The organism is Pseudomonas sp. C7.1 (assembly GCF_056312395.1).
Map to the genome: position 1 here is coordinate 2,479,882 of NZ_JBWDTL010000003.1, position 12,923 is coordinate 2,492,804.

Sequence of the window (12,923 nt, forward strand, 5' to 3'; positions counted from 1 at the left end):
CTTGTACGTACCGAGAGCGTAATTCAGCAGCGGTTACAGGCGGCTCAAGTCGTTTACCAGGGCCAGCAACATCACCCCAATCACTAAACTGATGCCGACCTGCATCCCCCAACCCTGTATCCGTTCCGACAGCGGGCGACCACGCACCCACTCGACCAGATAAAAAAGCAGATGCCCCCCATCTAAAACAGGGATGGGCAACAAATTAAGAACCCCCAGACTAATACTCAGGTAGGCGAGAAATTTCAGAAAATCACTCAAACCTGACTCAGCAGAAGCGCCCGCCACTTTAGCAATGGTTATCGGCCCGCTCAAGTTTTTTACCGAGAGCTCGCCAAACAGCATTTTCTTCAGCGAATTAAGGGTCAGAACGCTCATTGTCCAGGTGTTTTTGGCCCCTACAGCGATGGCTTCGAAGGGGCCATAGCTAACTTCGCGCAACATTTCAGGCGGCCACTCACCACCCGCCACGCCAGCGCCCAGATAACCACTGAGCGCCTCGCCTTCACCGCGCGCGGCCAGGGTTAGCGGCACATCCAGTTGCTGACCTTGACGTTCAACCTGCAAAGTAATCTTTTTGCCCGGCAAACCACGCACCTGATCCACCAACTGCTGCCAATCGGCCAGAGACTGACCGTCGAGCGCCAGCAGACGATCGCCGACCTGCAAGCCTGCGGCAGATGCCGGGCCTTCAGGATCAAGCTGCGCCAACACCGGCTGCAGCGCCGGGCGCCAAGGGCGAAGACCCAACGAGGAGATGGGGTCCGGCTCATCGGCACCGCGCAGCCAATTATCCAGCACGATTTGCCGCGGACTATCGACCGAGGAACCCGGCTCGCGTACCGCCAGATCCAGACGGCCACTCTCACCCAGCCGGCTGACCAGCTGCAGATTGACCGCAGCCCAGCCGGTGGTAGGCTCGCCGTCTACCGCAACAATCTCTTGCCCAGCCTGCAAACCGGCCACATCAGCCAGGCTGCCCGCCTCGACCGCACCGATAACCGGGCGCACTTGCTGACTACCCAGCATCGCCACAACCCAGAAGAACAGCAGCGCAAGCAGGAAGTTCGCCACCGGGCCAGCAGCCACGATGGCAATACGCTGCTGGACCGACTTGCGATTGAACGCCTGATGCAGCAGCTCCGGCGGCACATCGCCTTCACGCTCATCGAGCATTTTCACGTAGCCACCCAGCGGGATGGCGGCCACGACAAATTCGGTGCCCTGGCGGTCATGCCAACGCAGCAAGGGGCTGCCAAAGCCGACGGAAAACCGCAGCACCTTGACCCCGCAACGACGGGCCACCCAGAAGTGCCCGTATTCGTGAATGGTTACCAGCACGCCTAACGCAACCAGGGTGCCGACCAGCATATAAAGCGCACTCATCAAACTTCTCCGCGTCGGCGATCAGCGCCGACTCAGCCATTGTTCGGCCAGATCACGGGCCCGGCCATCTGCGGCCAACACCGTATCCAGGCTCTCAACCGCCAGGGCGGGCTCAGCATGCAGAACGTCCTCGATCATACTCGCGATCTCAGGAAAGCGGATGCGCCGCTCAAGGAACGCCGCCACCGCCACTTCATTGGCCGCATTAAGCATGGCCGGCGCGGTACCGCCAGCTTGCGCCGCTTCACGCGCCAGACGCAGGCAAGGGAAACGCTGCTCGTCCGGCGCTTGAAAATCCAGCCGAGCGATAGCAAACAGATCCAGCGGCGCCACACCGGAGTCGATACGCTCCGGCCAGGCCAGGGCGTGGCTGATGGGTGTGCGCATATCCGGATTACCCAACTGGGCCAGCACCGAACCGTCGACATAATCGACCAGCGAATGAATCACGCTTTGCGGATGCACCACCACTTCAATCTGCGCCGGTGTGGCATCAAATAACCAGCAGGCCTCGATCAGCTCCAGGCCTTTGTTCATCATGCTTGCCGAGTCCACCGAGATTTTGCGCCCCATCGACCAGTTCGGATGGGCGCATGCCTGTTCGGGCGTAACCGCATGCAACTGCTCCAGCGGCATTTCGCGGAATGGCCCGCCCGAGGCGGTCAGCAGAATACGCCGAACACCGACCTGCTGCAGGCCACGAGCGTAGTCACCCGGCAGGCACTGGAAAATAGCATTGTGCTCACTGTCGATCGGCAACAGTACAGCGCCACTTTTACGCACAGCCTGCATAAACAGTGCGCCGGACATCACCAGGGCTTCTTTGTTGGCCAGCAGCACTTTCTTGCCGGCCTCGACCGCTGCCAGGGTCGGTGGCAAGCCTGCCGCCCCGACGATAGCGGCCATCACCGCATCCACCTCAGGGTGCGCTGCCACCTCGCACAAGCCCTCGGGGCCATGCAGCACTTGAGTGGCCAGACCTGCACCGCGCAAACCTTCCTGCAGATGGCGAGCTTGCAGAGCCTGCGGCACCACGGCAAAGCGCGGACGGTAGATCATGCACAGCGCCTCCAGCTCAGCCAGACGACTGAAGCCGGACAACGCGAATACTTGATAGCGCTCAGGATGCCGCGCGATGACATCGAGGGTGTTCAGACCGATCGAGCCGGTCGCCCCCAGCACGGTAATCTGCTGCGGGTGGCTCACAGCGCGCCCCAACCCGCCAGCCACAGCAACGCGGCAAACACTGGAATGGCGGCAGTCAGGCTGTCGATACGATCCAGCACACCGCCATGGCCCGGCAGCAGGTTGCTGCTGTCCTTGACCCCGGATTGGCGCTTGAACATGCTTTCAGTCAAATCGCCGACCACCGAAATCAGCACCACCACGGCGGTGCCGACCAAGCCCAGCAGCAAGCTGGCAAACGACCAGTCCCGATAAATCGCTACGCCCACGCAGATCAGCAGCGTCGCCAACAGACCACCAAACACCCCTTCCCAACTTTTACCTGGACTAACCTGCGGGGCCAGCTTGCGCTTGCCGAAGCGCCGACCGGCGAAATAGGCGCCGATGTCCGCGCCCCACACCAGCACCATCACCGCCAGAATCAGCCAGTTTGCTTCAGGCCATTGCTTGAACAGCACCAGACCCTGCCAGGCCGGCAGCAGAATCAACAACCCGATCAGTAACCTGACCGGGGCCTGCGTCCAGTAACGGCTGCTGGCGGGATAACCCAGCACCAGAAAGATCGCCACTGCCCACCAGATAACCCCAAACAACAACACCCAAGGCGCCAAGGCCGGCAGCAGGTACAAACCGAACAACAAGGCAGCCACCAGCGCGGCGTAGGCCACGCGCTGCACCTGCGCAGTAAAACCTGCCAGGCGCGCCCATTCCCAGGCGCCCAGGCTGACCACTGCGCCGATAAACAGCGCAAACAGCGCGCCATCCAGCAGAAAGAAGCCGCCCAAGGCGAATGGCAACAGCACCAGCGCCGTGATAATTCGTTGTTTGAGCATCAGCTACGGGCCTCAGCAGTCACCTGATCGCTGGTTTTCCCAAAGCGACGCTGGCGGCTAGCAAAATCGGCCAAGGCTTTGCGCATGGCGTCGTGTTTGAAATCCGGCCAAAACAGGTCGGAGAAATACAACTCGGTGTAAGCCAGCTGCCAAAGCAGGAAATTGCTGATGCGGTGCTCACCACCGGTGCGGATGCACAGATCTGGCAGCGGCAAATCGCCCGTCACCAGGCAACTCTGCAACAACTCGGGGGTGATGTCTTCGGCGCGCAAATGGCCGCCCTGAACCTCACGAGCCAAGCGCTGAGCAGCCTGGGCGATATCCCACTGGCCGCCATAGTTGGCCGCCACTTGCAGAACAAAACGTTTGTCGCCGGCAGTCTGCGCTTCAGCCTCACGCATCGCTGCTTGCAGCTCAGGGTGAAAGCGCGAGCGATCACCGATGATGCGCAGGCTGATGTCATTGGCGTCGAGCTTCTTCGCCTCGCGACGCAGCGCACTGAGGAACAGCTCCATCAGTGCACTGACTTCTTCGGCCGGGCGCTGCCAGTTTTCACTGGAGAAGGCGAACAGCGTCAGCACCTCGACGCCCGCCTCGGCGCACACCTCGATCACCGCACGCACCGCATCGACACCGGCTTTATGGCCGGCAACACCGGGCAGCAAACGCTTCTTCGCCCAGCGGTTGTTACCGTCCATGATGATTGCCACATGTCGCGGCACGGCGAACGGACTACCGTCTTTGGTCTTTTCCATGACGATGTCCTGGCCGTTAAACGGCCATCAGATCCGCTTCTTTCTGCTTCACTGCGACTTCGATTTCCGCGACGAACTTATCCGTCAGCTTCTGGATTTCATCGGCGGCGCGGCGCTCTTCGTCTTCGCTGATTTCCTTCTCTTTGACCAGATCTTTGAGCTGGCTCAGGGCATCGCGACGGATATTGCGCACAGCAACACGGCCATCTTCGGCGGCATCACGGGCCTGCTTGGTGAAGCCCTTGCGGGTTTCTTCGGTCAGGGCCGGCATGGAAATCAGCAGCAGCTCACCCAGGTTGGTCGGGTTGAAGCCCAGGCCGGAACTCTGGATCGCTTTATCGACAGCGGCCAGCATGTTGCGCTCAAAGGCTACAACCTGCAGGGTGCGCGAATCCTTGACGGTGATATTGGCCACTTGACTCAACGGGGTATCGGAGCCGTAGTAAGGCACCATCACGCCGCCGAGAATGCTCGGGTGGGCCTGGCCGGTACGGATTCGGCTGAAGGCGTTAACCAGCGACTCCAGGCTTTTTTGCATGCGTACCTGAGCGTCTTTCTTGATCTCATTGATCATGTTTATCTTCCTCAATCAGAGTGCCTTCAGCGCCGCCGACGACAACGTTCAGCAGGGCACCGGGCTTGTTCATGTTGAAAACGCGCAGCGGCATATTATGGTCGCGGCACAGACAGATGGCCGTGAGGTCCATGACACCCAGCTTGCGGTCGAGCACCTCATCGTAGGTCAGGCGATCAAACTTTTCGGCATGCGGGTCTTTGAACGGATCGGCAGTGTACACACCATCCACCTTGGTTGCCTTGAGCACTACGTCGGCATCGATTTCGATGGCGCGTAGGCAAGCGGCAGAGTCGGTGGTGAAGAACGGATTGCCAGTGCCAGCGGCGAAAATCACCACCTCACCGGTTTTCAGATGACGCAGCGCCTTGCGCCGGTCGTAGTGATCGGTCACCCCAACCATGGAGATGGCCGACATAACGATGGCCGGGATATTCGAACGCTCCAGCGCGTCGCGCATGGCCAAGGCGTTCATCACGGTTGCCAGCATGCCCATGTGGTCGCCGGTGACCCGATCCATGCCCGCCGCGCTCAGCGCCGCACCACGGAACAGGTTGCCACCACCAATCACCAGACCGACCTGTACGCCGATACCAACCAGTTGGCCGACTTCCAGCGCCATGCGGTCAAGCACCTTGGGATCAATGCCGAAATCTTCCGACCCCATCAGGGCCTCGCCGCTAAGTTTGAGCAGAATGCGCTTGTAGCGCGGTTGACGACCACTCATCTGCTGAGCCATTGCGAGTCTCTCCTGCGGCGTTTGAATTCTGTGCAAACCTTCGGTTCGCTTTTATCGAGCGCTCTGACAGCGCCCCGAGTCATTGGTGCCAAAGCCCCAACCACTCCACAGCTTAGCTATGCCCTCAATTTGACAAAGAGGCCGCGCGCGTTAGCGGGCAGCCTCTTCGGGGCAACAGCGGTTAGCCGTCTTACTGCTTGCTAGCAGCAGCTACTTGCGCAGCCACTTCTTCAGCAAAGTTGTCGACCGGCTTCTCGATACCTTCGCCCACCTTGAAGTAGGTGAAGGAAACGATTTCAGCACCGGCTTTCTTGGCCAGAGCACCGACCTTGATTTCCGGGTCCTTAACGAAGGCTTGCTCAACCAGGCTGGCTTCGGCAAGGAACTTCTGGATACGACCGGCAACCATCTTCTCGACGATTTCGGCCGGCTTGCCCTTGATCTTGTCTTCGTTGAGGCTGACGAACACGGCTTTCTCGCGCTCGATGGCTTCAGCGGAAACTTCCGAAGGCAGCAGGAATTCAGGATTGCTGGCCGCTACGTGCATGGCGATGTCTTTGGCCAGGTCGACAGTACCGCCCTTGAGCACAACCACAACACCGATCTTGTTGCCGTGCAGGTAAGAACCCAGAACGTCACCTTCAATACGCGCCAGACGACGGATATTGACGTTCTCGCCGCACTTGGCAACCAGAGCCAGACGGGCTTCTTCTTGAGCGGCGATCAGCGGCTCAACGTCAGACAGTTTGTCAGCGAAGGCTTTCTCGACGCTGGCAGCAACAAAGCTCTTGAAATCGTCCTGCAGAGCCAGGAAGTCGGTCTGCGAGTTAACTTCGAGAATAACGGCAGTCTTGCCGTCTTCCTTGATGCTGATGGCGCCTTCGGCGGCCACGTTGCCAGCTTTCTTGGCAGCTTTGATCGCGCCGGAAGCACGCATGTCGTCGATGGCTTTTTCGATGTCGCCGCCAGCCTTGGTCAAGGCTTTCTTGCAATCCATCATGCCTTCGCCAGTACGCTCACGCAGTTCTTTAACCAACGCTGCAGTAATTTCTGCCATTTCAAAATCCCCTGGATAGGTTGTTAACCATTCCACCCGCGAAAAACGGGCGCTCAATTCGTAACGCATTGCCGACGATGACTAGAAACGATTGCAACTGCACGTCGGCGATGGTTTTAAAGGTGGCAAAAAGGGGGCCAAGCCCCCTTTTTGCGAACTAAGCAAACGCTGTGCGCGTTTTACTTAGCCTTCTGCAACTTCTGCAGCCGGGGCTTGCTCGACGAATTCGTCGGTGCCGCCATTGGCGTGGTTGCGACCACGGATTACCGAGTCAGCCATTGCACCCATGTACAGCTGGATGGCGCGGATGGCGTCATCGTTACCTGGGATGATGTAGTCAACACCTTCCGGGCTGCTGTTGGTATCAACGATGCCGATAACTGGGATGCCCAGCTTGTTGGCTTCGGTGATAGCAATGCGCTCGTGGTCAACGTCGATTACGAACAGAGCGTCTGGCAGACCGCCCATGTCCTTGATACCACCCAGGCTGCGATCCAGTTTTTCCAGATCACGGGTGCGCATCAGGGCTTCTTTCTTGGTCAGCTTGGTGAAAGTGCCGTCCTGGGACTGAACTTCCAGATCACGCAGACGCTTGATCGAGGCGCGGATGGTTTTGTAGTTGGTCAGCATGCCGCCCAACCAGCGATGATCGACGTACGGCGAACCGCAACGTGCTGCTTCTTCAGCAACGATCTTGCCAGCGGAACGCTTGGTGCCCACGAACAGAATCTTGTTTTTGCCCGAAACCAGCTTCTCAACGAACGACAGCGCGTCATTGAACATTGGCAGGGTTTTTTCAAGGTTGATGATGTGGATCTTGTTGCGCGCACCGAAAATGTACTTGCCCATTTTCGGGTTCCAGTAACGGGTCTGGTGACCGAAGTGCACACCGGCCTTCAGCATATCGCGCATGTTGACTTGGGACATGATAGTTCCTTGATAAGTCGGGTTAGGCCTCCACGTATCCCAGCTTCCAACCGCGCGAACTCGTCGCAAGGCACCCAGGAAACCGTGTCGATACGTGTGTGGGTTTAAGCTTTCGGGCACACAGCCCGTAAAGCGGCGCGTTTTATACCATAAAAGCCAGGGGCAATCTACTCGCAGAGTGCAACATATGCAGCCGACTCAGCGGCAGTTTTACGTGGCGCTTATGGCTGGCGACTTGTAGCTGTTAAGATGACGCCCTTTCTGTTCGCGTTCGAGAGCCGCACATGACCGTCACCATCAAAACGCCCGACGAAATCGAGAAAATGCGCGTAGCCGGTCGCCTGGCTGCCGAAGTGTTGGAAATGATTGGCGAGCACGTCAAGCCCGGCGTCACCACCGAAGCGCTCGACCGTCTTTGCCATGACTATATTGTCAACGTGCAACAGGCCATCCCTGCGCCGCTCAATTACAAAGGTTTCCCCAAGTCGATCTGCACCTCGGTCAACCATGTGGTCTGCCACGGCATCCCGAATGACAAGCCGCTGAAAGAAGGCGACGTGATCAACATCGATATCACCGTGATCAAAGATGGCTACCACGGCGATACCAGCAAGATGTTTATGGTGGGCAAAGTGCCGGAGTGGGCCGAGCGCCTGGCCAAGATCACCCAGGAGTGCATGTACAAAGGTATCGAACTGGTCAAACCCGGCACACGCCTGGGCGACATCGGTGAAGTGATCCAGAAGCACGCCGAGAAGAACGGCTTCTCCGTGGTGCGCGAATACTGCGGCCATGGCATTGGTGCAGTATTCCATGAAGAGCCGCAAGTGCTGCACTACGGTCGCGCCGGCACCGGAATGGAGCTCAAGGAAGGTATGACCTTCACCATCGAGCCGATGATCAACCAGGGCCGCGCAGAAACCCGCACCCTGGGTGACGGCTGGACCGCCATCACCAAGGACCGCAAGCTTTCCGCCCAGTGGGAGCACACCATTCTGGTGACCGCTGACGGCTACGAGATTTTCACCCTGCGCAGTGATGACACCATTGCCCGCACATCGGCCTGAGCCTCTCGCTAAGTCTGCTGTATAGATAGAAGGAAGGCCGCAATGCCGCAGGTAGATCCCGAGCTGTTCGACCGCGGCCAGTTCCAGGCGGAACTGGCCCTCAAGGCCAGCCCCATCGCGGCATTCAAGAAGGCCATCCGCCATGCTCGCGACGTGCTCGACGGGCGCTTCACCAGCGGCCGCGATGTACGCCGCCTGGTCGAGGACCGCGCCTGGTTTGTCGACCAGATCCTGCGCGAGGCCTGGGACCGCCTGTCCTGGAGTGAAGACGCCGATATCGCCCTGCTCGCCGTCGGCGGCTATGGCCGTGGCGAGCTGCACCCCTTCTCCGATATCGACCTGCTAATCCTGCTCGACAACGCCGACCACGAGACCTTCCGCGAGCCCATCGAGCGCTTCCTCACCCTGCTCTGGGACATCGGCCTGGAAGTCGGGCAAAGCGTACGCAGCGTGGATGAGTGCGCCGAAGAGGCCCGCGCCGACCTGACGGTAATCACCAACCTGATGGAAAGCCGCACCATTGCCGGCCCCGAGCGTCTGCGCCAGCGCATGCAGACAGTCACCAGCACCGAGCAGATGTGGCCGAGCAAGCAGTTCTTCCTGGCCAAGCACAAAGAGCAGCGCGCTCGCCACGGCAAATACAACGACACCGAATACAACCTGGAACCCAACGTCAAAGGTTCACCAGGCGGGCTACGCGATATCCAGACCATTCTCTGGGTGGCGCGCCGGCATTTCGGCACGCTGAACCTGCATTCAATGGTCGGCCAAGGCTTTTTGCTGGAGAGCGAATACGCCCTGCTCGCCTCCAGCCAGGAGTTTCTCTGGAAGGTACGTTACGCCCTGCACATGCTCGCCGGTCGCGCCGAAGACCGCCTGCTGTTCGACCATCAGAGCCGGGTAGCGGCCCTGCTTGGCTATGAAGACAGCGACAGAAAACGCGCCATCGAGCGCTTTATGCAGAAGTACTACCGCGTGGTGATGGCGATTGCCGAACTCAGCGACCTGATCGTCCAGCACTTCGAAGAGCAGATTCTCAACGCCGGCGAAATCGGCCAGGCCACACCGCTTAATAGCCGTTTTCTGCTGCGTGATGGCTATATCGAGGCTGCGCACCCCAACGTGTTCAAGCGCACGCCGTTTGCCATCATGGAAATCTTTGTGCTGATGGCGCAGCACCCGGATGTAAAAGGCGTATGCGCCAACAGCATTCGCCTGCTGCGCGAGCACCGCCATCTGATCGACGATGATTTCCGCCGCGACATCCGCAATACCAGCCTATTTATCGAGCTGTTCAAAAGCCCGCAAGGCATTCACCGCAACCTGAGGCGGATGAACCGCTACGGCATTCTCGGCCTGTATCTGCCGGAGTTCGGCCATATTGTTGGGCAAATGCAACACGACCTGTTCCACATTTATACGGTCGATGCGCACACCCTGAACCTGATCAAGCACCTGCGTAAGTTCAAGTGGACCGAACTGGCTGAAAAATTCCCCCTGGCCAGCAAGCTGATCGACAAGCTGCCCAAGCCCGAGCTGATCTATATAGCAGGGCTTTACCACGACATCGGCAAGGGCCGTGGCGGCGACCATTCGGAGCTCGGTGCGGTCGACGCCGAAGCTTTCTGCGTGCGCCACCAGCTACCCAACTGGGACTCCAAACTGATCGTCTGGCTGGTCCAGCACCACCTGGTGATGTCCACCACAGCCCAGCGCAAAGATATCTCCGACCCGCAGGTGATCTTCGACTTCGCCCGCCTGGTCGGCGACCAGACCCGCCTGGATTACCTCTACGTGCTGACCGTAGCCGACATCAACGCCACCAACCCCAGCCTGTGGAACTCCTGGCGCGCCAGCCTGCTGCGCCAGCTCTACACCGAAACCAAGCGCGCCCTGCGCCGCGGCCTGGAAAACCCACTGGACCGCGAAGAGCAGATTCGCGTGACACAGAGCGCAGCGCTGGACATTTTGGTGCGTGGCGGCACCGACCCGGACGACGCCGAGCAGCTCTGGTCGCAACTGGGTGACGATTACTTCCTGCGCCACACGGCCAGCGACGTAGCCTGGCACAGCGAAGCGATCCTGCAGCACGCCAACAACAGCGACCCGCTGGTGCTGATCAAAGAAACCACCCAGCGTGAGTTCGAGGGCGGCACACAGATCTTTATCTACGCCCAGGATCAGCACGACTTTTTTGCCGTAACCGTGGCAGCCATGGCCCAGCTCAACCTGAACATCCATGACGCACGGATTCTCACCTCAACCAGCCAGTTCACCCTCGACACCTATATCGTGCTCGAAAGCGAAGGCGACTCAATCGGCGAGAACCCGGCGCGGATCAAGGAAATTCGCCAAGGCCTGATCGATGCACTGAAGAACCCGGACGACTACCCGACCATCATCCAGCGCAGGGTCGCCCGTCAGCTCAAGCACTTTGCCTTCGCACCCCGGGTGACCATCCACAACGATGCCCATCGCCCGGTGACCATCCTCGAACTGACCGCACCGGATCGCCCCGGCCTGCTGGCGCGGATCGGGCGAATTTTCCTCGACTTCGACCTGTCGCTGCAAAACGCCAAAATCGCCACCCTCGGCGAGCGGGTCGAAGACGTCTTTTTCGTCACCGACGCCGACAACCAGCCGCTGTCCGACCCAGAACTCTGCACCCGCCTGCAGGAAGCCATAGTGCTGCAACTGTCAGACGACCCCGGCAAGAAAACCGAAAGCCTGACCATTACCTTCTGATCACCGCAGCTTGACGCGACAAGCGGCGAGTCGGCCACCACCGGCAGCCGCGCGCAGTATCCAGGAAACCGCCATGAACAACGCTCTGCAGCAGTTACAGCCCTACCCTTTCGAAAAGCTTCGCGCCCTGCTCGGCAGCGTCCAGCCGGCGGCGGACAAGTCGCCCATCGCCCTGTCGATTGGCGAGCCCAAACACCGCTCGCCGAGCTTTGTCGCCGAAGCCCTGGCCGCCAACCTCGACCAGCTCGCGGTCTATCCAACCACGCTGGGCATCCCAGCACTGCGCGAAGCCATCGCCAACTGGTGCGGCCGCCGTTTCGGCCTGCCGGCCGGGGTACTGGACCCGGCGCGCCATGTACTGCCGGTCAATGGCACCCGCGAGGCGCTGTTTGCCTTTACCCAGACCGTGGTCAACCGTGACGACTCTCCACCTCAAGGGCCGGGTTTGGTGGTCAGCCCCAACCCCTTCTATCAAATCTATGAAGGTGCAGCCTTGCTCGCCGGCGCGCAGCCGCACTACCTGCCATGCCTGGAAGAACACGGCTTCAACCCGGACTTCGATGCGGTCGGCAATGACGTCTGGCAGCGCTGCCAGATCCTCTTTCTCTGCTCGCCCGGCAACCCCACTGGCGCGCTGATTCCGCTGCCGACGCTGAAAAAGCTGATTGCCCTGGCCGATAAATTCGACTTCGTGATCGCAGCGGATGAGTGCTACAGCGAGCTGTATTTCGATGAAGGCAATCCGCCGGCTGGTTTGCTGACTGCCTGCGCAGAGCTTGAGCGACATAACTTCAAGCGCTGCGTGGTGTTCCATAGCCTGTCCAAGCGCTCCAACCTGCCAGGCCTGCGCTCGGGCTTCGTGGCTGGCGACGCCGAGATTCTGAAATCATTCCTGCTGTACCGTACCTACCACGGCTGCGCCATGCCGGTACAAACCCAGCTGGCCAGCGTAGTGGCCTGGAGCGACGAGACCCACGTCAAAGCCAACCGCGACCTGTACCGCGAGAAGTTCGACGCGGTGCTGGCGATTCTTGACGGCGTGCTAGATGTGCAGCGTCCGGATGGTGGCTTCTACCTGTGGGCGAAAACCCCGATAGACGATGAAACATTTACCCGCGAGCTGTTTGCCCGCGAGCATGTCACCGTGGTGCCCGGCTCGTACCTGTCGCGCGCCGTAGCCGGCCGCAACCCAGGCGCCGGCCGCGTGCGCATGGCCCTGGTCGCGCCGCTGGCCGAGTGCGTAGCCGCAGCCGAACGTATCCGCGACTTTGTGAAGAGCCTCTGATGAGCAAGACCCTGTTTGGCATAAAAGCCTGCGACACCATGAAAAAAGCCCGCACCTGGCTCGACGAGCACGGGGTAAGCTACGTCTTTCATGATTACAAAGCCTGCGGCATTGACCGTGGCAACCTGGAAAAGTGGTGCAACGAGCATGGTTGGGAAACCATCCTGAACCGTGCAGGCACCACCTTCCGCAAGCTGGACGAGGTGCAAAAAAGCGACCTCGATCAGCACAAGGCGATCGAACTGATGCTCGCCCAACCGTCGATGATCAAACGCCCGGTGCTGGATCTCGGCAACAAGACCCTGGTTGGTTTCAAGGCCGACCGCTATGCCGCCGAATTGGTTTGAACCCGTCGGCCCACACGAATTTG

Annotated in this window: 12 protein-coding genes; 4 read left to right on the forward strand and 8 right to left on the reverse strand. The window is 59.7% G+C overall.

What is annotated here, in order from left to right:
* Positions 1-33: 33 nt before the first annotated feature.
* From rseP to rpsB, 8 genes are all read right to left on the reverse strand, one after another.
* Positions 34-1,386, reverse strand: a complete 1,353-nt coding sequence (gene rseP, locus AC0T4W_RS15125; RefSeq protein WP_476320265.1) for a sigma E protease regulator RseP — start codon at positions 1,384-1,386, stop codon at positions 34-36.
* Positions 1,387-1,407: 21 nt separating this feature from the next.
* Positions 1,408-2,592 carry a 1-deoxy-D-xylulose-5-phosphate reductoisomerase gene (gene ispC / locus AC0T4W_RS15130; RefSeq protein ID WP_476320268.1) on the reverse strand — a complete coding sequence of 395 codons (1,185 nt, stop codon included), beginning with the start codon at positions 2,590-2,592 and terminating at the stop codon, positions 1,408-1,410.
* Positions 2,589-3,404, reverse strand: a complete 816-nt coding sequence (locus AC0T4W_RS15135) for a phosphatidate cytidylyltransferase (RefSeq protein ID WP_476320270.1) — start codon at positions 3,402-3,404, stop codon at positions 2,589-2,591. The genes ispC and AC0T4W_RS15135 overlap by 4 nt, the downstream gene beginning before the upstream one ends.
* Positions 3,404-4,159, reverse strand: a complete 756-nt coding sequence (uppS, locus tag AC0T4W_RS15140; RefSeq protein ID WP_430696843.1) for a polyprenyl diphosphate synthase — start codon at positions 4,157-4,159, stop codon at positions 3,404-3,406. The genes AC0T4W_RS15135 and uppS overlap by 1 nt, the downstream gene beginning before the upstream one ends.
* Before the next feature lie 16 nt (positions 4,160-4,175).
* Positions 4,176-4,733, reverse strand: a complete 558-nt coding sequence (frr, locus tag AC0T4W_RS15145; protein ID WP_476320272.1) for a ribosome recycling factor — start codon at positions 4,731-4,733, stop codon at positions 4,176-4,178.
* Positions 4,723-5,472: a UMP kinase gene (pyrH, locus tag AC0T4W_RS15150; protein WP_090248393.1), complete on the reverse strand. Its 750-nt coding sequence runs from the start codon at positions 5,470-5,472 to the stop codon at positions 4,723-4,725. Before pyrH ends, frr begins: the two co-directional genes overlap by 11 nt.
* 190 nt (positions 5,473-5,662) lie before the next feature.
* Complete coding sequence (gene tsf, locus AC0T4W_RS15155; RefSeq protein ID WP_275961184.1) at positions 5,663-6,529, reverse strand: translation elongation factor Ts; 867 nt, start codon at positions 6,527-6,529, stop codon at positions 5,663-5,665.
* A 183-nt stretch (positions 6,530-6,712) separates the two neighbouring features.
* Positions 6,713-7,456: a 30S ribosomal protein S2 gene (gene rpsB, locus AC0T4W_RS15160; RefSeq protein WP_476320275.1), complete on the reverse strand. Its 744-nt coding sequence runs from the start codon at positions 7,454-7,456 to the stop codon at positions 6,713-6,715.
* A gap of 284 nt (positions 7,457-7,740) precedes the next feature.
* Here rpsB and map point away from each other — a divergent pair, with 284 nt between their 5' ends.
* The 4 genes from map (at position 7,741) to AC0T4W_RS15180 (ending at position 12,900) form a co-directional block, all read left to right on the forward strand.
* The gene (gene map / locus AC0T4W_RS15165; protein ID WP_476320277.1) at positions 7,741-8,523 is read left to right on the forward strand and encodes a type I methionyl aminopeptidase; all 783 of its coding nucleotides are present in this window, start codon (positions 7,741-7,743) and stop codon (positions 8,521-8,523) included.
* A 42-nt stretch (positions 8,524-8,565) separates the two neighbouring features.
* Positions 8,566-11,268, forward strand: a complete 2,703-nt coding sequence (locus AC0T4W_RS15170) for a [protein-PII] uridylyltransferase (protein WP_476320279.1) — start codon at positions 8,566-8,568, stop codon at positions 11,266-11,268.
* Between the two features lie 73 nt (positions 11,269-11,341).
* Positions 11,342-12,553 carry a succinyldiaminopimelate transaminase gene (dapC, locus tag AC0T4W_RS15175; RefSeq protein ID WP_476320281.1) on the forward strand — a complete coding sequence of 404 codons (1,212 nt, stop codon included), beginning with the start codon at positions 11,342-11,344 and terminating at the stop codon, positions 12,551-12,553.
* Positions 12,553-12,900 (forward strand): ArsC family reductase, encoded by a 348-nt coding sequence (locus tag AC0T4W_RS15180; protein WP_476320284.1) that lies wholly within the window; start codon positions 12,553-12,555, stop codon positions 12,898-12,900. Before dapC ends, AC0T4W_RS15180 begins: the two co-directional genes overlap by 1 nt.
* Positions 12,901-12,923 lie beyond the last annotated feature (23 nt).

Bases quoted from the DNA above. Each gene is read 5' to 3' on its own strand.
- rseP (WP_476320265.1), bottom strand. From the start codon at position 1,386: ATGAGTGCGCTTTATATGCTGGTCGGCACCCTGGTTGCGTTAGGCGTG.
- tsf (WP_275961184.1), bottom strand. From the start codon at position 6,529: ATGGCAGAAATTACTGCAGCGTTGGTTAAAGAACTGCGTGAGCGTACT.
- frr (WP_476320272.1), bottom strand. From the start codon at position 4,733: ATGATCAATGAGATCAAGAAAGACGCTCAGGTACGCATGCAAAAAAGC.
- AC0T4W_RS15135 (WP_476320270.1), bottom strand. From the start codon at position 3,404: ATGCTCAAACAACGAATTATCACGGCGCTGGTGCTGTTGCCATTCGCC.
- uppS (WP_430696843.1), bottom strand. From the start codon at position 4,159: ATGGAAAAGACCAAAGACGGTAGTCCGTTCGCCGTGCCGCGACATGTG.
- map (WP_476320277.1), top strand. From the start codon at position 7,741: ATGACCGTCACCATCAAAACGCCCGACGAAATCGAGAAAATGCGCGTA.
- rpsB (WP_476320275.1), bottom strand. From the start codon at position 7,456: ATGTCCCAAGTCAACATGCGCGATATGCTGAAGGCCGGTGTGCACTTC.
- AC0T4W_RS15180 (WP_476320284.1), top strand. From the start codon at position 12,553: ATGAGCAAGACCCTGTTTGGCATAAAAGCCTGCGACACCATGAAAAAA.
- dapC (WP_476320281.1), top strand. From the start codon at position 11,342: ATGAACAACGCTCTGCAGCAGTTACAGCCCTACCCTTTCGAAAAGCTT.
- pyrH (WP_090248393.1), bottom strand. From the start codon at position 5,472: ATGGCTCAGCAGATGAGTGGTCGTCAACCGCGCTACAAGCGCATTCTG.
- AC0T4W_RS15170 (WP_476320279.1), top strand. From the start codon at position 8,566: ATGCCGCAGGTAGATCCCGAGCTGTTCGACCGCGGCCAGTTCCAGGCG.